The organism is Klebsiella sp. JN_Kp127 (assembly GCF_040062505.1).
GTDB classification, from domain to species: Bacteria; Pseudomonadota; Gammaproteobacteria; order Enterobacterales; family Enterobacteriaceae; genus Klebsiella; species Klebsiella quasipneumoniae.
The window spans coordinates 170,666-190,256 of the sequence record NZ_JBEAHS010000053.1 but is presented as its reverse complement, the minus strand read 5'-3'; the positions used below and the strand labels follow the sequence as shown (position 1 = coordinate 190,256).

The following is a 19,591-nucleotide window of genomic DNA, read 5'->3' as shown; positions in this document are numbered from 1 at the left end:
GGAAGTATGAGCCAGTTTTTTTATATCCATCCGGATAACCCGCAGGCGCGGTTGATTAACCAGGCGGTGGAGATTGTGCGTAAGGGCGGGGTGATCGTTTATCCTACTGACTCCGGCTACGCGCTGGGCTGCAAAATTGAAGACAAGGGCGCGATGGAGCGGATCTGCCGCATCCGTCAGCTGCCGGACGGACACAACTTCACCCTGATGTGCCGCGACCTGTCCGAACTGTCAACCTACGCCTTTGTGGACAACGTGGCGTTTCGCCTGATGAAAAACAATACGCCGGGCAACTACACTTTTATCCTCAAAGGAACGAAAGAGGTGCCGCGCCGGCTGCTGCAGGAGAAGCGTAAAACCATTGGTATGCGCGTCCCGTCCAATCCCATCGCTCAGGCGTTGCTTGAGACCTTAGGCGAACCGATGCTCTCCACCTCGCTGATGCTGCCCGGCAGCGACTTTACCGAATCCGACCCGGAAGAGATCAAAGATCGTCTGGAGAAAGTCGTGGACCTCATTATCCACGGCGGCTTCCTTGGACAGCAGCCGACCACGGTTATCGATCTCACTGAAGACGCTCCGGTGGTTCTGCGCGAAGGCGTCGGCGACGTGAGGCCGTTTCTGTAATCTGACGAAAAGTGGGCTGAAGCAACGCTCGAAGGTCAGGAGCCTGTCTGGCTCCTGAAAGTCTCATGGGAGAACCTGGTTATGCTTCATGAGCTGATATCGTTAATCAATGTTGTTATTTGGCCCGCTATTGTTCTGTTTTTTCTATGTCGATTTGGAACTGCAATCAACCGGTTTCTTGAAAACCTCAGCCGCCTTTCCATTAAAGGTCCCGGCTTTGAAGTCGAGACCTTCAATAAAGGGGCTGAGTCTAGTGCCAATCTTGCCGCTGCATTGGCCAGCAAAGGTACCATTGCTAAAGGCGAGGGTAATGTAGAGCAAAGCGTTCTGGATGACGTCAACGTAGTGTCTCAGGCTGTAACGCCGAGAGTATTGCGAAGAGCGGGTGATGCCGTCATCTTGTGGGTTGATGACAGACCCAATGGTAATCGCTTTGAACGTCAGTCCATGGAAGCTCTGGGCATAAGGTTTGTTAATGTAGTATCTACCGACGAGGCTCTCGAAAGACTAAAAAATCAGTCGTTTGATGTGATTATTTCCGATATGAAGAGGCCTGGGGATGATCGTGCGGGATATACTCTCCTGGATGAGCTAAGAAGAAAGGGCAAAGACATTCCATACATTATCTATGCGAGCTCCAATGCTGCTCAGCATAAGGAACAAGCAAAACAGCATGGCGCTTTAGACGCGACCAATAATCCGCCGGAATTATTTCGCCTGGTCATGGGGGCGTTAAAAAAATAATTATCCATCAAATCCAGAGGATGGCTTCTGCATTCCACCCCTTGCTAAATCCACGCTGGAGGCGGGTTATCTGTAAATTTCCTTTCCCGGATTGATAATCAATGACCCACCAGGTCTTTTCAGGTTCAGGCTGCTCGCAAATTTAAGCGTCCGCGCAAAATCTGTTCCATACTCAAGGCGCGGTGTGGCGAACAGAAGCTTTCCCGACGAAGTTAGTGTAGTATGTTCGGCCACGATTACGGGCTCGCGGTGAATGTTTTGCGCATGCCAGCGAGACTTTACGTAAAAAGTATATACGTAACAATGAGTTGTTGATAAAGGCCTCATTGTTTCATAAAGCATACCAGACGCCTGGGAAGGCGACACCTTAAGGAAGCTCAATGAGCGAGAAACTGCAAAAAGTGCTGGCCCGCGCCGGCCACGGCTCCCGCCGTGAAATTGAAGCGAAAATCGAAGCTGGCCGCGTCAGCGTCGATGGCAAAATCGCCACCCTCGGCGACCGTGTGGAAATCGTCCCCGGTTTAAAAATTCGTATCGATGGCCATCTGATCTCGGTGAAAGAGTCCGCCGAGCAGATCTGCCGCGTGCTGGCTTACTACAAGCCGGAAGGCGAACTGTGCACCCGTAACGATCCGGAAGGGCGCCCGACGGTGTTCGATCGTCTGCCTAAACTGCGCGGCGCGCGCTGGATTGCCGTTGGTCGTCTGGACGTCAACACCTGCGGCCTGCTGCTGTTCACCACCGACGGCGAACTGGCAAACCGTCTGATGCACCCGAGCCGTGAAGTCGAGCGTGAGTACGCCGTTCGCGTTTTCGGCCAGGTGGATGAAGATAAGCTGCGTCAGCTGTCTCGCGGCGTGCAGCTAGAAGATGGTCCGGCGGCGTTTAAAACCATTAAATTCACCGGCGGTGAAGGGATTAACCAGTGGTACAACGTCACCCTGACCGAAGGGCGTAACCGCGAAGTGCGTCGCCTGTGGGAAGCGGTCGGCGTGCAGGTCAGCCGCCTGATCCGCGTGCGCTACGGCGATATTTTGCTGCCGAAAGGCCTGCCGCGCGGCGGCTATACCGAGTTGGACCTGGCGCAGACCAACTACCTGCGCGAGCTGGTGGAACTCACTCCGGAAACCAGCTCTAAGGTCGCCGTTGAAAAAGATCGTCGCCGGTTGAAAGCCAATCAGATCCGCCGGGCGGTGAAGCGCCACAGCCAGAGCAGCGCTAACCCGCGCCAGGGTAATAACAGCAACCGCCGTTCCAGTACCCGCAATAAGACCAACGGTTAATGTTGCGCGTTCCGGTGGTTTTGCGCCGGAACGCGGACTTCCTTTCGCCGTATCCGGCCCTCAGTAGTCAATCCCCATCTGTGCTTTAATGCCGGCATCAAAGGCATGTTTCACCGGGCGCAGCTCGCTGACGGTATCCGCCAGTTCAATAATATCGCGATGACAGCCGCGGCCGGTGATGATCACCGACTGGTGGGCAGGACGCTCACGAAGGGCGCTCAGCACCGCCTCCAGCGGCAGGTAATCGTAGGCCACCATGTAGGTCAGTTCGTCCAGCAGCACCAGATCGAGCTGGTCGTCGGCAAGCATACGGCGGGCATGCTCCCAGACCGCCAGACAGGCGGCGGTGTCGCTGTCGCGGTCCTGGGTGTTCCAGGTAAAGCCTGTCGCCATTACCTGGAATTCGACGCCGTGTGGCTCCAGCAGATTACGCTCGCCGTTAGGCCAGGTCCCCTTAATAAACTGGATCACGCCGACTTTTTTGCCGTGGCCGACGGCGCGGGTCGCGGTGCCAAAGGCGGCGGTGGTTTTGCCTTTGCCGTTGCCGGTAAAGACCATCACAATGCCGCGTTCGTCCTGGGCCGCCGCCACCCGGGCGTCAACTTTATCTTTCAGCCGCTGCTGGCGTTCGCGGTAGCGTTCATCACTCATTGGGCAATTCCTGGTTTACGCCCCGGTTGGGCGTCGAAGGTCATTCCCGTCTTGCGACGACTGTCGTCGCCCATCAGCCACAGATAGACGGGCATAATGTCAGCGGGGGTTTTCAGTTTCAGCGGATCTTCCGTCGGGAACGCGCTGGCGCGCATGCCGGTGCGGGTACCGCCAGGGTTGATGCAGTTCACACGCAGGTGGCGGCTTTGGTACTCGTCGGCCAGCACCTGCATCATCCCTTCGGTGGCGAATTTGGAGACGGCATAGGCGCCCCAGTTGGCGCGACCCTGACGACCGACGCTGGATGAGGTAAAGACCAGCGAACCTGATTCAGAACGGAGTAATAAAGGAAGAAGCGCCTGGGTCAGCATAAAGGTGCCATTGACGTTCACCTGCATCACCTGCTGCCAGACCTCCGGTTTCTGCTCATCCATCGGGCAGATATCGCCGAGCAGGCCAGCATTGTGCAGCACGCCGTCAAGGCGGGGATAGTGCATGCTGATCTGCTGCGCCAGCTGCTGACACGCCTGCGGCGTGCAGGTTAGCAGGTCGAGAGTAAACCAGCAGGGGGAAATACCGCCCTCGCGTTCAATCTCCTGGGCGACGGCGCGCAGTTTTTCGTCGTTGCGGCCAAGCAGAATCACGCTGGCGCTGTAGCGGGCGTAGGTCAGGGCCGCTTCACGGCCAATTCCGTCGCTGGCCCCGGTGACCAGAATGATGCGATCTTTCAGCAAGTGGCGTTGCGGTTGATAATGCACGGCGACTCCTTTGGCGATCGGCTCTCGATCGCGCTTCATCTTTGGTATCTCACTTTTGCGCTGTTATGCCTGAAAGCGCCCGCCATTGCAATCGGCGAAGCGGAAAGTATTCACAAAATTAATATCTTGCAACGATTTCAGCCTCGCTGAAAAAAAACGGAATCCGCTGCGCAGAGGACACAAAGCACAAAGACTTCTCGCCAAGGGCTGATGTACACTGTGCAGCAACGTCAGTGCTTTACACAAGGTGAAAACGTGGAATTACTTGCTCAATATGGCTTATTTTTAGCCAAGATCGCGACCGTTGTCGTCGCTATCGCGGTGATTGCCGCTATTATCGTCAACCTGGCCCAGCGCAAGAAGCAGCGCGGCGAGCTGCGGGTGACGAATCTTAGCGAGCATTATAAAGAGATGAAGGAGTCGCTGGCGGTGGCCCTGCTGGATGGCCCGCAGCAGAAGCAGTGGCATAAGTCGCAGAAGAAAAAGCAAAAGCAAGAGGCAAAGGCGGCGAAAGCGCGGGCGAAGCTGGGTAACGTGGAGCCGGAAGGCAAGCCGCGCGCCTGGGTGCTGGATTTCAAAGGTAGTATGGATGCCCATGAGGTCACCAGCCTGCGCGAAGAGATCACCGCGGTGCTGGCCGCGGCGAAAGCGCGCGATCAGGTGGTGATTCGTCTGGAAAGCCCCGGCGGGGTGGTGCACGGCTACGGGCTGGCTGCCTCTCAGCTGCAGCGCTTGCGTGACAAACAGATCCCGCTGACGGTGGCGGTCGATAAAGTGGCGGCCAGCGGCGGCTATATGATGGCCTGCGTGGCGAACAAAATTGTCTCGGCGCCGTTTGCGATCCTCGGCTCTATTGGCGTGGTGGCGCAGATCCCAAACCTGCACCGTTTCCTGAAGAACAAAGATATTGATATCGAACTGCACACCGCCGGACAGTACAAACGAACGCTCACTATGCTGGGTGAAAACACTGAAGAAGGACGGCGCAAGTTCCGCGAGGATCTCAATGAGACGCACCATTTGTTCAAGGATTTCGTCCATCGGATGCGCCCGGGCCTTGATATTGAGCAGGTGGCCACTGGCGAACACTGGTACGGGGTACAGGCGCTGGAAAAAGGGCTGGTGGATGCGGTTGAAACCAGCGATGAGCTGCTGCTGGGATTAATGGAAAGCCACGAGGTGATCGGGGTGCGTTATCAACAGCGTAAGAAAATGCTCGATCGCTTCACCGGTAGCGCGGCGGAGAGTGCCGATCGACTGCTGCTGCGCTGGTGGCAGCGCGGACAGAAGCCGCTGATGTAGATGATAAAACGCGAGGCTCTGCCTCGCGTTCTCGTTTAGAGCGGTCTTAATCTACGCCGGTCTTAATCGACAAGGTGATATTTGTCCGACAGCTCATGGGCGAGGTACTTAAACATATTAAATACCGCTGTACTCTTTGGCGTCGGCAGACCCTGCTCATCAAGATAAAACTCACCGCTAAACACCAGGACATTGTTGCGCTGAACGACGTCGGTGGCTTCGATACCGGCTAACGTATCCTCATGTTCGCGAATAAGTTTGTTGGCTTTTTCGAGCAGCGTCTGGCGATCGATTGGTTGGGTTGTACCTTGCATAACGGACTCCTCTTTTTCTCCGGGCGTAGTTTACGCCGCGCGGCGGCGCGGGGCAAATTTTCCATGGACAAAACAGGGGTAATCGTAACCAGTGGAGAAACAGCCGTTTACTGGCGTGATTCGCTTTTGCATGCTAATAAAGTTGCGTAACGAATTTTATCAGGTACAGTGTGACGCTTTCGGCGATCTGGCAACAGATTTGCTTGACATTCGGCCAAAAATTCTTCGTGCTATGTCACCTGACGAAAAAAGGTCAGCAAACTCAAGCGCCTGGTTTTACGGAGTTGAAACAGGTGTTCTGGGTTGATATTCACCGACGGTGCCGCAACATATGAGGCAGTCGCCAGTGGAGGGTGTATGAATGTGCGATGTATTCCTGGATGAATCAAATTAGGTAAAGGTGAATATGGGTAAAGCTCTCGTTATCGTTGAGTCCCCGGCAAAAGCCAAAACGATCAATAAGTATCTGGGTAATGACTACGTGGTGAAATCCAGCGTCGGTCATATCCGCGATTTGCCGACCAGTGGATCAGCTTCCAAAAAGAGCACCGACTCTACCGCCACCAAAGGGGCTAAAAAGCCTAAAAAGGACGAACGTGGTGCTCTGGTTAACCGCATGGGCGTGGACCCATGGCATGACTGGAATGCGCATTATGAAGTACTTCCGGGTAAAGAAAAGGTAGTTTCCGAACTCAAACAGTTGGCGGAAAAAGCTGACCACATCTATCTCGCAACCGACCTTGACCGCGAAGGGGAAGCCATTGCCTGGCACCTGCGGGAAGTCATCGGCGGCGATGAGCAGCGTTACAGCCGCGTGGTGTTCAATGAGATCACCAAAAACGCCATTCGTCAGGCTTTCGAAAAGCCGGGCGAGCTGAATATCGATCGGGTTAACGCCCAGCAGGCGCGTCGCTTTATGGACCGCGTGGTGGGTTATATGGTTTCGCCGCTGCTGTGGAAAAAAATCGCCCGTGGTCTTTCTGCCGGGCGCGTGCAGTCCGTCGCGGTCCGCCTGGTGGTGGAGCGTGAGCGTGAAATCAAAGCGTTCGTCCCGGAAGAGTACTGGGAAGTTGATGCCAGTACCACCACGCCGGGCGGCGACGCGCTGCCGCTGCAGGTGACCCATAAGGATGATAAGCCATTCCGTCCGGTCAGCCGTGATGAGACGATGGCGGCGGTATCGCTGCTGGAAAAAGCCAGCTACAGCGTACTGGAGCGGGAAGACAAGCCGACCAGCAGTAAGCCGGGCGCGCCGTTCATCACCTCCACCCTGCAGCAGGCGGCCAGCACCCGTCTCGGCTTCGGCGTGAAAAAGACCATGATGATGGCTCAACGTCTCTATGAGGCGGGGCACATCACCTATATGCGTACCGACTCCACCAACCTGAGTCAGGACGCGCTGAACATGGTTCGCGGTTATATCAGCGATAAGTTTGGTAAAAAATATTTGCCGGAAAGCGCGAATCAGTACGCCAGCAAAGAAAATTCACAAGAAGCGCACGAAGCGATTCGTCCGTCTGATGTGAACGTGCTGGCGGAAACGCTGAAAGATATGGAAGCGGATGCGCAGAAACTGTATCAGCTGATCTGGCGCCAGTTTGTCGCCTGTCAGATGACGCCGGCGCAGTACGACTCCACGACGCTAACCGTGGCGGCGGGCGATTTCAAACTGAAAGCGCGCGGTCGTACCTTACGCTTCGACGGCTGGACCAAAGTGATGCCGGCCCTGCGCAAGGGCGATGAAGACCGGACCCTGCCGCTGGTCAAACAGGGCGACCAGCTGAGCCTGGTCGAGCTGACGCCTGCGCAGCACTTTACCAAGCCGCCGGCGCGCTTCAGCGAAGCCTCGCTGGTTAAAGAGCTGGAAAAACGCGGCATCGGCCGTCCGTCGACCTATGCCTCGATTATCTCCACCATTCAGGATCGTGGTTACGTGCGAGTGGAAAACCGTCGTTTCTACGCGGAGAAAATGGGCGAGATCGTCACCGACCGACTGGAAGAGAACTTCCGCGATCTGATGAACTACGACTTCACCGCGCAGATGGAAGATCGTCTCGATCAGGTGGCTAACCACCAGGCCGAGTGGAAAGAGGTGCTGAACCACTTCTTCGGCGATTTTACCACCCAGCTGGAGACGGCGGAGAAAGATCCGGAAGAGGGCGGCATGCAGCCGAACCCGATGGTGCTTACCAGCATCGACTGCCCGACCTGCGGCCGTAAAATGGGTATCCGTACCGCCAGCACCGGCGTTTTCCTCGGTTGTTCGGGCTATGCCCTGTCGCCGAAAGAGCGCTGCAAAACCACCATTAACCTGGTGCCGGAAAACGAAGTCCTCAACGTGCTGGAAGGCGATGACGCCGAAACTAACGCGCTGCGCGCCAAACGCCGCTGCCAGAAGTGCGGTACGGCGATGGACAGCTACCTTATCGATCCCAAGCGTAAACTGCACGTCTGCGGTAACAACCCGACCTGCGATGGCTATGAGATTGAAGAGGGCGAGTTCCGCATCAAGGGCTATGACGGTCCGGTAGTGGAGTGCGAGAAGTGCGGCTCCGAGATGCACCTGAAGATGGGGCGTTTTGGGAAGTACATGGCTTGTACCAACGACGAGTGTAAGAATACGCGTAAGATCCTGCGAAATGGGGAAGTGGCGCCGCCGAAGGAAGATCCGGTGCCGCTGCCGGAGCTGCCGTGCGAGAAGTCTGACGCCTATTTCGTGCTGCGTGACGGGGCCGCGGGCGTCTTCCTGGCGGCCAACACCTTCCCGAAATCACGGGAAACGCGCGCGCCGCTGGTGGAAGAGCTGTACCGCTTCCGCGATCGTCTGCCGGAAAAACTGCGTTATCTCGCCGATGCGCCGCAGCAGGATCCGGAAGGCAATAAGACGCTGGTGCGCTTTAGCCGTAAAACGAAGCAACAGTACGTAGCGTCCGAAAAAGAGGGCAAAGCGACCGGCTGGTCTGCCTTCTTTATCGACGGTAAATGGACGGAAGCTAAAAAGTAACTGACCATTATCAGGCAGGAAAAGGGCGCTTTTCCTGCTCTGGCGGCCGGCAGGGGCCATAGATGCCTCTGCCGTGTCGTTTTCCTTTCTCTCCGCGCTTTTCACCCTCTTATAACCACCTATATTATTTTTCGTTACCGTCTATACAGTGTTGATATAAATGATATAGTGGTTATAGTTAATGCCTTTTTTATTATTAAAACGTCTTATACATCATCGCTTTCAGGATGCGTTGCGGCGCCACTATGGTCAACTGCCGGGAGGCCTGGCCTTCACCGGCGACAAGTTGCCTGAACGTAAAGTGTATTAAGCGGCTTCATTTTACGCGCAAACGGATATCAGCATGAAACTACAACAGCTTCGCTACATCGTTGAGGTGGTTAACCATAACCTGAATGTTTCATCCACCGCCGAAGGGCTTTATACCTCTCAGCCAGGCATCAGTAAGCAGGTGCGTATGCTGGAAGACGAGCTGGGCATCCAAATCTTTGCCCGCAGCGGCAAGCATTTGACTCAGGTGACGCCTGCCGGGCAGGAGATCATCCGTATTGCCCGCGAGGTGTTGTCGAAAGTCGATGCCATCAAATCTGTCGCCGGGGAGCATACCTGGCCGGACAAAGGGTCGCTATACGTGGCGACCACCCATACCCAGGCGCGCTATGCGTTGCCCGGGGTGATCAAGGGCTTTATTGAACGCTATCCGCGGGTGTCGCTCCATATGCATCAGGGTTCGCCAACCCAGATCGCCGAAGCCGTGTCGAAAGGCAACGCCGACTTCGCCATTGCTACCGAAGCGCTGCATCTGTATGACGACCTGGTGATGCTGCCATGCTATCACTGGAACCGGTCGATCGTGGTGACGCCGGAGCATCCTCTGGCCTCCAGGGGCTCGGTATCAATAGAAGAGCTGGCGCAGTACCCGCTGGTGACCTATACCTTTGGCTTCACGGGCCGCTCCGAACTGGACACCGCGTTTAACCGTGCGGGCCTGACGCCGCGCATTGTCTTTACCGCTACCGATGCCGACGTCATTAAAACCTATGTTCGCCTGGGGCTGGGGGTGGGGGTGATTGCCAGCATGGCGGTAGATCCGGTCTCCGATCCGGACCTGGTGAAGCTGGATGCCAACGGTATTTTCAGCCACAGCACCACTAAAATAGGCTTCCGCCGTAGCACCTTCTTACGAAGCTACATGTATGATTTTATTCAACGTTTTGCACCCCATCTGACCCGGGATGTCGTGGATACCGCAGTGGCGCTACGGTCGAATGAAGATATTGAAGCGATGTTCAAAGATATAAAACTTCCGGAAAAATAACCCCGTTAAAAATAATGGCATTCCGTGTAAGGAGTGCCATTAACTATCATGGCCCTTATTTAACAACTTAAACCTCGAACCAATCACAAAATTAAGAATTTCTGATAACACGTTTTTCATAATGCCCGCCGCGATCAAATAACCGGTCAAATATATTCCATCAGGCCTAAATTCACTGGATTAATCGTTTATCCATAATTAAGATTTATCTGTACCTGATGATTTGAGCAATTGGTGGTGACAATATGATAAGTAATATCGATTACATGAAACTGGCGATGTCATACGAAAATGACAAAACCGAAATCGATCCCGTTCTGCGTAGTCGCGTATGGGGCGTAGTGTTGGTAGGGCTGGCGATGTTCTGGAGCATCATCGCGCTCACCATCTGCAACATCTGGATTGTCAGCTAAAGCTGTAGGTCATCGTTGTAGATACATGTCATTTTTATGACAGTGAAAGGAAACTGTAATATAAAATCAGTGAACGGCAATACAGGGAGAATATATTTTGCCGCGGGATTCATCCAACCTGAAATCAATCACAAGAGCTAATCGGCCAGCAGGTAATGATTAGCTCTTTTTTTGTCCTCGTGTACTAATACAATATCGCTTAAAAGACCTCTCTGCACTATTTTGGTGCTATTTCTTCTGCGCGTAGATAATTCCCTTTTAACCCCTCTCCGTCACATCAGATTTAGCAATTTGGGTTGTTATCAAAGTGTTATGCCCAGCATGTGTTATCTTTAATGGAGACCCTGAGGAGAATCGGGGTATGCCATCCCTGAGATAAAGGAGGAGCTATGTCGTCAACCCTACGAGAAGCCAGTAAGGATACGCTGCAGGTTAACGCGAAAACCTGGCATTACTACAGTCTGCCGCTGGCGGAGAAGCAGCTGGGCGATCTCAGTCGACTGCCCAAGTCGCTGAAGGTGCTGATGGAGAACCTGTTGCGCTGGCAGGACGGTGACTCGGTGACTGAAGAAGATATTCGCGCCCTTGCCGGTTGGCTGCAGCAGGCCCATGCCGACAGGGAGATTGCTTATCGTCCGGCCCGCGTCCTGATGCAGGACTTTACCGGCGTACCGGCGGTGGTGGATCTGGCCGCCATGCGCGAGGCGGTGAAACGCCTGGGCGGCGATACCGCGAAGGTGAACCCGCTGTCGCCGGTCGACCTCGTGATCGACCACTCGGTGACGGTCGACCGCTTCGGCGATGACGAAGCCTTTGAAGACAACGTCCGCCTGGAAATGGAACGTAACCACGAACGCTACGCTTTTCTGCGCTGGGGGCAGCAGGCCTTCAGCCGCTTCAGCGTGGTGCCGCCGGGCACCGGGATTTGCCACCAGGTCAACCTGGAATATCTCGGACGGGCGGTGTGGAGCGAAGAGGTGAATGGGAAGTGGATGGCGTGGCCGGATACCCTGGTGGGTACCGACTCCCATACCACCATGATTAACGGGCTCGGCGTGCTGGGCTGGGGCGTGGGCGGGATTGAAGCGGAAGCCGCCATGCTTGGCCAGCCGGTGTCGATGCTGATCCCCGATGTGGTAGGCTTTAAGCTCAGCGGCAAATTGCGCGAAGGCATTACCGCTACTGACCTGGTCCTGACGGTCACTCAGATGCTGCGCCAGCACGGCGTTGTCGGAAAATTTGTTGAGTTCTACGGTGACGGTCTGGATACCTTACCCCTGGCCGACCGCGCCACCATCGCCAATATGGCGCCAGAGTATGGCGCCACCTGCGGTTTCTTCCCGATCGATGACGTGACGCTCAGCTATATGCGCCTCAGCGGACGTAGCGAAGAACAGGTGGCGCTGGTGGAAGCCTATGCCAAAGCGCAGGGCATGTGGCGCCAGCCGGGCGATGAGCCGGTCTTTACCAGTACCCTGGCGCTGGATATGGGCAGCGTTGAAGCAAGCCTCGCCGGGCCGAAGCGGCCGCAGGATCGCGTGGCGCTCGGCGATGTGCCGAAAGCCTTTGCCGCCAGCGGCGAGCTGGAGGTTAACCACCTTCAGCGTCAGCGCCAGCCGGTGGCGTATACGCTGAACGGGCATCACTATTCGCTGCCGGATGGCGCTGTGGCCATTGCGGCGATCACGTCCTGTACCAACACCTCCAACCCCAGCGTGCTGATGGCCGCCGGCCTGCTGGCGAAAAAAGCCGTCGAACGCGGACTGCAGCCGCAGCCGTGGGTGAAAGCTTCTCTGGCCCCGGGCTCGAAAGTGGTGTCGGATTATCTGGCCCATGCCGGCCTGACGCCTTACCTCGACCAGCTTGGCTTCAATCTGGTGGGGTATGGCTGTACCACCTGTATCGGTAACTCCGGCCCGCTGCCGGAACCTATTGAAGAAGCAATCAAAAAAGGCGACCTCACCGTCGGGGCGGTGCTCTCCGGTAACCGTAACTTCGAAGGGCGTATCCACCCGCTGGTGAAAACCAACTGGCTGGCCTCGCCGCCGCTGGTGGTCGCTTACGCGCTGGCCGGGAACATGAACATCGATCTTACCCGCGAGCCGCTGGGGCAGGGCAGCGACGGCGAGCCGGTCTATCTGAGAGATATCTGGCCGAGCGGGGAGGAGATTGCCCGCGCGGTGGAACAGGTCTCCACGGAGATGTTCCGCAAAGAGTACGCGGAAGTGTTTTCCGGGACAGAGGAGTGGAAGGCGATCAAGGTGGAGGCGTCAGATACCTACGACTGGCAGGAAGATTCGACCTATATTCGCCTGTCGCCGTTCTTTGACGAGATGGGCATTGAGCCGCTGCCGGTGGAGGATATTCACGGCGCGCGGATCCTCGCCATGCTGGGCGATTCAGTGACCACTGACCACATTTCGCCGGCGGGAAGCATCAAAGCCGATAGTCCGGCAGGCCGCTATCTGCAGGAGCATGGGGTTGCCCGGCGCGACTTTAACTCCTACGGCTCCCGTCGCGGTAACCATGAGGTGATGATGCGCGGCACCTTCGCCAATATCCGCATCCGCAACGAAATGGTGCCGGGGGTGGAAGGGGGCATGACCCGCCATCTGCCGGACCGCGAACCGGTGGCGATCTACGATGCAGCGATGCTATATAAAGCTGAGGGCATACCGCTGGCGGTGATTGCTGGTAAGGAGTATGGCTCAGGTTCCAGTCGCGACTGGGCGGCGAAGGGGCCGCGCCTGCTGGGGATCCGGGTGGTGATCGCCGAGTCCTTCGAACGTATCCACCGCTCCAACCTGATCGGGATGGGTATTCTGCCGCTGGAGTTCCCGCAGGGCGTCACCCGTAAAACGCTACAGTTGACCGGCGAAGAGCGGATTGATGTCAGTAACCTGCAGTCGCTGCAGCCCGGCGCCACGGTGCCAGTGACCCTCACCCGCGCTGACGGCTCGCAGGAGGTGATCGCCTGCCGGTGTCGTATCGACACGGCGACCGAACTCACCTACTACCGCAACGACGGCATTTTGCACTACGTTATCCGCAATATGTTGTAAAACGAAGGGCCAGCATCGCTGGCCCTCTCTTTACGCTGCCGCCGGTATTATTCCGCCGGCTTGCTGTTCAGCAGATGGCCCATCTTGGCGGCTTTGGTGTCCAGATAGTGGGCGTTTTTCGGGTTGCGCCCGACGATCAGCGGAACGCGCTCCACAATGTTAATCCCGGCTTCGCTGAGGATTTCCACTTTTTTCGGGTTGTTGGTTAACAACCGCACTTGCTCAACGTTGAGCAGCTTGAACATATCGGCGCACAGGGTGAAGTCGCGTTCATCGGCGGCGAAGCCAAGCTGATGGTTCGCTTCGACAGTGTCATAACCCTGATCCTGCAGCGCGTAGGCGCGGATCTTATTCAATAAACCAATGTTGCGACCTTCCTGACGATGATAGAGCAGGATCCCCCGGCCTTCTTCGGCGATATGCGACAGGGCCGCCTCCAGCTGAAAGCCGCAATCACAGCGCAGGCTAAACAGGGCATCGCCCGTCAGACATTCTGAATGGACGCGGGCGAGCACCGGCGACTGCCCTGAAATATCGCCGTATACCAGCGCGACATGATCCTGTCCGGTTGCCAGTTCTTCAAAACCCACCATCAGGAAATCGCCCCAGGGGGTTGGCAGTTTGGCTTCTGCCACACGTTTAAGCTGCATGTGATTCTCCAGATTCTGTCAGCACCTGAATGTGCTTTCTGTTTACCGCTATTTTGCCACAACGCCGGGACGTTCTCCTAATCACGAACGGTTAGCCGCGCGGAAAGCGCACAAACGATCTACTTTCCGCTATGATGTTCATCTACAAGGAGAAGGAGAGAAAATGCTGTTGATTGCCCGACGAACCGCTCTCGCGGCGGCGCTGCTGCTGGTCATGCCCCTCACGGTCTGGCTGTCTGGTTGGCTGTGGCAGCCAGGACTGCCGGTGGTATGGCTGAAAAGCCTCTGGTGGGTGACGGAAACGGTGACCCAGCCGTGGGGAATTATCACCCATGTTGTGCTGTGCGCCTGGTTTCTCTGGTGCCTGCGCTTTCGCCTGCGCGCGGCGCTGATCCTGTTCCTCATTCTTGCCGCCGCCATCCTGGTGGGACAGGGGACCAAATCCTGGGTCAAGGCGCGGGTTCAGGAGCCGAGACCGTTTGTCATCTGGCTGGAAAACGCAAGGCAGGTGCCGGTGACGCAATTCTACGCGTTAAAGCGCAAAGAACGCGCTAAACTGGTGCATGAGCAGCTGGCGCAGGCGCAGGACATCCCGCCGTTTTTACGCAAACACTGGCAGAAAGAGACCGGGTTTGCATTCCCGTCAGGCCATACGATGTTCGCCGCCAGCTGGGCGCTGCTCGCTGCCGGGCTGCTGTGGCCGCGTCGGCGCTGGGGCACGATCGCGGTGCTGCTGGCGTGGGCGACGGCGGTGATGGGGAGTCGCCTGGCGCTCGGTATGCACTGGCCGCTGGATCTCATCGTCGCTACGCTGATCTCCTGGCTGCTGGTCACGGTGGCCTGCTGGCTGACGCAGCGTCTTTGCGGGCCGCTTTCGCCGCCGGGGGAAGAGGCGCAGGATATTAAAAAACGGATGCCTGAAGCGGAATAATGTTGATTTTAGCGGCATCCGACCGCATATCCTGTCGAGTTGCCGTGCTTTTTCGTTCCACCGCTGCGGCGAAAATGATACTTTATAGGGCTGAAAGCGGGCTTTTTACGCGCAACCCACAGAACGGGAAGTCATGTGAAATATTTACTCATTTTCTTACTGGTGTTAGCAATCTTCGTCATTTCAGTGACGCTGGGGGCGCAGAATGACCAACAGGTCACTTTCAACTATTTGCTCGCTCAGGGTGAATTCCGCATTTCGACGCTGCTGGCGGTGCTGTTCGCCGCGGGCTTTGCTATCGGCTGGCTGATCTGCGGCCTGTTCTGGCTGCGGGTGCGCGTCTCGCTGGCGCGCGCGGAGCGGAAAATTAAGCGCCTTGAGCACCAGATTGCTCCTGTCAGCCCGGCGGCTGTCGAGGCAGGCGTGCCTGCGGTGAAGGAATAACCTCTTATGCTGGAGTTGTTGTTTCTGCTTTTACCCGTTGCCGCCGCCTACGGCTGGTACATGGGGCGCAGAAGTGCACAACAGTCCAAACAGGACGACGCGAGCCGCCTGTCACGGGATTACGTGGCGGGGGTAAACTTTCTGCTTAGCAACCAGCAGGATAAAGCCGTCGATCTGTTCCTTGATATGCTGAAAGAGGATACCGGCACCGTTGAGGCCCACCTGACCCTCGGCAACCTGTTCCGCTCGCGCGGCGAGGTCGACCGCGCGATCCGTATTCACCAGAGTCTGATGGAAAGCGCGTCGCTCACCTACGACCAGCGCCTGCTGGCGGTGCAACAGCTGGGGCGCGACTATATGGCCGCCGGGCTGTATGACCGCGCGGAAGATATGTTCAAACAGCTGGTGGATGAGACCGATTTTCGCCTCGGCGCGCTGCAGCAGCTGCTGCAGATCTACCAGGCGACCAGCGACTGGCAGTCGGCTATCGAGGTGGCTGAACGACTGGTGAAGCTGGGGAAAGAGAAACATCGTGGCGAAATCGCCAACTTTTGGTGCGAACTGGCCCTGCAGCAGATGGCGGCCAACGATCTGGATAAGGCGATGGCGCTGTTGAAGAAAGGCGCCGCCGCGGACCGCAACAGCGCCCGGGTTTCGATCATGATGGGCCGGGTGTGGATGGAGAAGGGCGACTACGCCAAAGCGGTGGAGAGCCTCGAGCGGGTTATCGATCAGGATAAAGAGCTGGTGGGTGAGACGCTGGAGATGCTGCAGACCTGCTACCAGCAGCTCGGCAAAGCCGATGAATGGGAAGTTTTCCTGCGCCGCTGTGTGGAGGAGAACGCCGGGGCGACCGCCGAACTGATGCTGGCGCAGATCCTTGAGCAGCGGGAAGGGGTCGAAGCGGCGCAAAACTACGTGACCCGGCAGCTTGAGCGCCACCCGACCATGCGCGTTTTCCATAAGCTGATGGACTACCATCTCAACGAAGCGGAAGAAGGGCGGGCGAAAGAAAGCCTTGGGGTGCTGCGAAACATGGTCGGCGAACAGGTGCGCAGCAAACCGCGCTACCGTTGTCAGAAATGCGGCTTTACCGCTCATACTCTCTACTGGCATTGTCCGTCCTGCCGCTCCTGGGCGACCATCAAACCTATTCGCGGCCTCGACGGCCAGTAAGGTCAAAAAAAACAGGCGCTTTAGTTACAACATACTTATCATTTCTTCCCCGTCACCGCCTGCAGCCCCGGCATCGCCATCGGCCGCGCAGGGCAAAACAGCAGCCTGTTATTTTGTTAGCTTCACAGGTAGAATGCTGCCCGTTTACCTTTTTTGCGCCCTCTGGCGCCCATCAACACTAAGGTCTGGTCATGACGTCAACAGCTATCCCATCTTCCCGCGCTGTCACTTCCTCTCCCGTTGTGGTTGCGCTCGACTATGATAATCGCGATAAAGCGCTGGCATTTGTCGACCGCATCGACCCGCGCGACTGCCGCCTGAAGGTGGGCAAAGAGATGTTCACCCTGCTGGGACCGCAGTTTGTCCGCGATCTGCATCAGCGTGGGTTTGAGGTGTTCCTGGACCTTAAGTTTCACGATATTCCCAACACTACCGCCCGCGCGGTGGCGGCCGCTGCCGAGCTTGGCGTATGGATGGTGAATGTCCATGCCTCCGGCGGCGCGCGGATGATGACCGCGGCACGCGAAGCGCTGCTGCCCTTTGGTCAAGACGCGCCGCTGCTCATCGCCGTTACCGTCCTCACCAGCATGGAGTCCAGCGACCTGCAGGATCTGGGCATTACCTTATCCCCGGCTGACTACGCGGCGAAGCTGGCGGCGCTGACCCAACGCTGCGGCCTCGACGGGGTGGTGTGTTCAGCTCAGGAGGCTGTACGCTTTAAGCAAGAGCTGGGGCAGGCGTTCAAGCTGGTCACCCCGGGTATCCGTCCGCAGGGCAGCGACGCTGGCGATCAGCGGCGGATCATGACTCCCGAGCAGGCTCAGGCGGCAGGGGTGGACTATATGGTTATTGGCCGCCCGGTTACCCAGTCGACCGATCCAGCCGCGACGCTGCGGGCGATCAACGATTCTCTGCGCAAGGGGGCATAATGAGCGATTCCAACAGCCGTCTGGTCTACTCCACCGAAACCGGGCGTATCGACGAGGCGAAACCGGCGCCGGTGCGCCCGAAAGGCGACGGTATTGTGCGGATCCAGCGCCAGACCAGCGGCCGCAAGGGCAAAGGCGTCTGTCTGATTAGCGGAATTGATGCCGACGATGCGGCGCTCACTGCGCTGGCGGCAGAGCTGAAGAAGAAATGCGGCTGCGGCGGCGCGGTGAAAGATGGCGTGATCGAGATCCAGGGCGACAAACGGGATTTACTGAAGTCGCTGCTCGAGGCGAAAGGGATGAAGGTGAAGTTAGCCGGCGGCTAATTGTTATTTCAACCCTAATTAATGGCCTGGTGAAATAACAAGGCCGCGGTGAATGCCGCGGCCTTGAATGTTTTAACGTGCGTAAGTCAATTCGTGTGAATTATTCTTTTATTTCGTCAGATAAATATATTATTTGCCGACCTGGTGACCAATAATACCACCGACTGCTGCGCCACCCAGGGTACCGAGTGCGCTACCGTCAGTTAACACCGCACCGCCGATGGCGCCGGCACCTGCGCCGATAGCAGTGTTACGATCGCGTTTAGACATGTTAGAGCAAGCGCTCAGAGACATTGCTACAGTGACAGCCAGAACAACAGCAGCCATTTTTTTGCTCGTTGAAGTCATCATTTTTTTCTCCTGAATAATCTATTCATGGATTACAGCGCTCCTGTAAGCATAGCCTGATAAAGCAGCTTTAGGGCAATTCCATGAAGTTAGGGTGCGCAGGTATCACGAAAATCACGCAGGTGATAGTCACTTCCTGTTATATCGCTAATAATAATTTTACTTTTTTTAAAATTTAGCGTCAGGTAAAAAGTCTTAATTACCGGCTCGGAATACTCTCAGAGCGTTAACGCGCCCGTCCGACGCTTGGCTGGGACGGGGCGGAGACACATCAGACGTAGGGTACAATATCCACAGTCAGGCCGCTGCGCAGCAACTGCTCACGGCAGTCGTTCGGTAGACGATCGTCGGTGATAACACGATTGAAGCGGCCGGCTGGCCCAAGCGGATAGGGGTGCACCGCGCTGAATTTTGAGCTATCGCTGAGGATAATCGCTTCGCAGTGCTTCTCCAGAACGGCGTTAACCACGTCCGCACGCATCATATCGCGACCGGTAAAGCCGGTTTCCGCCTGCCAGCCATCGATCCCGATAAAGGCTTTACTGAAATGCACCTGCTGGATGAACTGGCGGGTCAGTGGGCCAACCATACTTTCACTGCGTTTCTGGTAAATCCCGCCCAGCAGGATCACCTCTCCCGGCGTCTCTTTCAGCAGATGGGCGATATAGCTGCTGACGGTGATGATGGTGATATCGCCGCGTTCGGCCAGGGTGCGCGCCAGCAGGGCGTTGCTGCTGCCGTTTTCGATAAATACCGTTTCGCCGGCATTCACCAGCGCCGCGGCGCGGCTGGCCAGTTCACGCTTAATGGCGAAATGGGTCATCATGCGGGTTTCGACATCTTCACTGTCCAGTGGGACGGCGTAGCCATGGGTGCGGCGCAGATAGCTCTGCTTCTCCAGCAGGTTCAGATCCTGACGGATGGTGACCTCTGAAACTCCGGTCATCTTCGCCAGATCGGCGACGCTCATGCGGCCTTTATCGATGACCACTTGCAAAATACTTTGTTGTCGGGCGTTCATAGCAACATCACTGTTAGGGGGCTATACGGCGAGCAACCGGTCAGCATCGCCGGTTGCGGCATGTGGGCGATAATCAGATTTCCCAGGGCGCTTTGGGTGGTTTGTTTTGCTCGGCGTCGTCTGCCGCCAGCGCCAGCAGCTCCGCTTTGAGGATCTCCAGATTATGGATCGCAGAGTGGTAATCACCGGCAACCAGAATATCCAGCACGGTATCGATACGTTGGGCGAGCAGGTGGGCATTCACATCTGACATGGCATTATCCTGGTAACAAAAACGAATGAAATCAATG

The 19,591-nt window shown here is 56.5% G+C and carries 20 protein-coding genes; 13 read left to right on the top strand and 7 right to left on the bottom strand.

The window, feature by feature from the left end; all coding sequences use genetic code 11:
• The first annotated feature begins 6 nt into the window (after nucleotides 1-6).
• From ABLV04_RS22995 to rluB, 3 genes are all read left to right on the top strand, one after another.
• The gene (locus ABLV04_RS22995; RefSeq protein ID WP_023289328.1) at nucleotides 7-627 is read left to right on the top strand and encodes an L-threonylcarbamoyladenylate synthase; all 621 of its coding nucleotides are present in this window, start codon (nucleotides 7-9) and stop codon (nucleotides 625-627) included.
• A gap of 81 nt (nucleotides 628-708) precedes the next feature.
• Complete coding sequence (locus ABLV04_RS22990) at nucleotides 709-1,371, top strand: response regulator (RefSeq protein ID WP_101976736.1); 663 nt, start codon at nucleotides 709-711, stop codon at nucleotides 1,369-1,371.
• 380 nt (nucleotides 1,372-1,751) lie between these two features.
• Nucleotides 1,752-2,654, top strand: a complete 903-nt coding sequence (gene rluB, locus ABLV04_RS22985; RefSeq protein ID WP_023289330.1) for a 23S rRNA pseudouridine(2605) synthase RluB — start codon at nucleotides 1,752-1,754, stop codon at nucleotides 2,652-2,654.
• A gap of 60 nt (nucleotides 2,655-2,714) precedes the next feature.
• Here rluB and cobO read toward each other — a convergent pair whose 3' ends face one another.
• Nucleotides 2,715-3,305, bottom strand: coding sequence for a cob(I)yrinic acid a,c-diamide adenosyltransferase (gene cobO, locus ABLV04_RS22980; RefSeq protein ID WP_023289331.1), 591 nt, complete (start codon nucleotides 3,303-3,305; stop codon nucleotides 2,715-2,717).
• Complete coding sequence (locus tag ABLV04_RS22975; protein ID WP_101976737.1) at nucleotides 3,302-4,063, bottom strand: YciK family oxidoreductase; 762 nt, start codon at nucleotides 4,061-4,063, stop codon at nucleotides 3,302-3,304. The genes cobO and ABLV04_RS22975 overlap by 4 nt, the downstream gene beginning before the upstream one ends.
• A 255-nt stretch (nucleotides 4,064-4,318) precedes the next feature.
• Between ABLV04_RS22975 and sohB the strand changes: the two genes are divergently transcribed.
• Nucleotides 4,319-5,365 (top strand): protease SohB, encoded by a 1,047-nt coding sequence (gene sohB / locus ABLV04_RS22970; RefSeq protein WP_032429135.1) that lies wholly within the window; start codon nucleotides 4,319-4,321, stop codon nucleotides 5,363-5,365.
• A 62-nt stretch (nucleotides 5,366-5,427) separates the two neighbouring features.
• Here sohB and ABLV04_RS22965 read toward each other — a convergent pair whose 3' ends face one another.
• Entirely contained in the window at nucleotides 5,428-5,679 is a 252-nt protein-coding gene (locus ABLV04_RS22965) for a YciN family protein (protein ID WP_002901761.1), read from the bottom strand.
• A gap of 406 nt (nucleotides 5,680-6,085) precedes the next feature.
• On the opposite strand from ABLV04_RS22965, the gene topA reads away from it, so the two are divergent.
• The 4 genes from topA to acnA all read left to right on the top strand — a co-directional run bounded on the left by topA (nucleotide 6,086) and on the right by acnA (nucleotide 13,476).
• Nucleotides 6,086-8,683 (top strand): type I DNA topoisomerase, encoded by a 2,598-nt coding sequence (topA, locus tag ABLV04_RS22960; RefSeq protein ID WP_023289334.1) that lies wholly within the window; start codon nucleotides 6,086-6,088, stop codon nucleotides 8,681-8,683.
• A 343-nt stretch (nucleotides 8,684-9,026) separates the two neighbouring features.
• Nucleotides 9,027-10,001, top strand: a complete 975-nt coding sequence (gene cysB / locus ABLV04_RS22955; protein ID WP_004203875.1) for an HTH-type transcriptional regulator CysB — start codon at nucleotides 9,027-9,029, stop codon at nucleotides 9,999-10,001.
• 245 nt (nucleotides 10,002-10,246) lie between these two features.
• Nucleotides 10,247-10,414 carry a YmiA family putative membrane protein gene (locus ABLV04_RS22950; RefSeq protein ID WP_002901776.1) on the top strand — a complete coding sequence of 56 codons (168 nt, stop codon included), beginning with the start codon at nucleotides 10,247-10,249 and terminating at the stop codon, nucleotides 10,412-10,414.
• Nucleotides 10,415-10,803: 389 nt separating this feature from the next.
• Nucleotides 10,804-13,476, top strand: a complete 2,673-nt coding sequence (acnA, locus tag ABLV04_RS22945; protein ID WP_023289335.1) for an aconitate hydratase AcnA — start codon at nucleotides 10,804-10,806, stop codon at nucleotides 13,474-13,476.
• Nucleotides 13,477-13,523: 47 nt separating this feature from the next.
• Here the strand turns inward: acnA and ribA are convergent, their stop codons facing one another.
• Nucleotides 13,524-14,126: a GTP cyclohydrolase II gene (ribA, locus tag ABLV04_RS22940; RefSeq protein WP_023289336.1), complete on the bottom strand. Its 603-nt coding sequence runs from the start codon at nucleotides 14,124-14,126 to the stop codon at nucleotides 13,524-13,526.
• 163 nt (nucleotides 14,127-14,289) lie between these two features.
• Between ribA and pgpB the strand changes: the two genes are divergently transcribed.
• From pgpB to yciH, 5 genes are all read left to right on the top strand, one after another.
• Complete coding sequence (gene pgpB, locus ABLV04_RS22935; protein WP_023289337.1) at nucleotides 14,290-15,057, top strand: phosphatidylglycerophosphatase B; 768 nt, start codon at nucleotides 14,290-14,292, stop codon at nucleotides 15,055-15,057.
• 135 nt (nucleotides 15,058-15,192) lie between these two features.
• Nucleotides 15,193-15,501, top strand: coding sequence for a LapA family protein (locus tag ABLV04_RS22930; RefSeq protein WP_023289338.1), 309 nt, complete (start codon nucleotides 15,193-15,195; stop codon nucleotides 15,499-15,501).
• 6 nt (nucleotides 15,502-15,507) lie between these two features.
• Nucleotides 15,508-16,677, top strand: a complete 1,170-nt coding sequence (gene lapB / locus ABLV04_RS22925) for a lipopolysaccharide assembly protein LapB (protein ID WP_004203879.1) — start codon at nucleotides 15,508-15,510, stop codon at nucleotides 16,675-16,677.
• A gap of 191 nt (nucleotides 16,678-16,868) precedes the next feature.
• A complete protein-coding gene (gene pyrF, locus ABLV04_RS22920) occupies nucleotides 16,869-17,606 on the top strand; it encodes an orotidine-5'-phosphate decarboxylase (RefSeq protein ID WP_023289339.1) in 738 nt (245 codons plus the stop codon).
• A complete protein-coding gene (yciH, locus tag ABLV04_RS22915) occupies nucleotides 17,606-17,932 on the top strand; it encodes a stress response translation initiation inhibitor YciH (protein ID WP_002901782.1) in 327 nt (108 codons plus the stop codon). Before pyrF ends, yciH begins: the two co-directional genes overlap by 1 nt.
• Nucleotides 17,933-18,061: 129 nt before the next feature.
• Here yciH and osmB read toward each other — a convergent pair whose 3' ends face one another.
• From osmB to ABLV04_RS22900, 3 genes are all read right to left on the bottom strand, one after another.
• Nucleotides 18,062-18,280, bottom strand: a complete 219-nt coding sequence (gene osmB / locus ABLV04_RS22910; protein WP_002901783.1) for an osmotically-inducible lipoprotein OsmB — start codon at nucleotides 18,278-18,280, stop codon at nucleotides 18,062-18,064.
• 271 nt (nucleotides 18,281-18,551) lie between these two features.
• Entirely contained in the window at nucleotides 18,552-19,301 is a 750-nt protein-coding gene (locus ABLV04_RS22905) for a DNA-binding transcriptional regulator YciT (RefSeq protein WP_023289340.1), read from the bottom strand.
• Nucleotides 19,302-19,374: 73 nt separating this feature from the next.
• Complete coding sequence (locus ABLV04_RS22900) at nucleotides 19,375-19,554, bottom strand: hypothetical protein (protein WP_004203883.1); 180 nt, start codon at nucleotides 19,552-19,554, stop codon at nucleotides 19,375-19,377.
• Nucleotides 19,555-19,591: the final 37 nt, after the last annotated feature.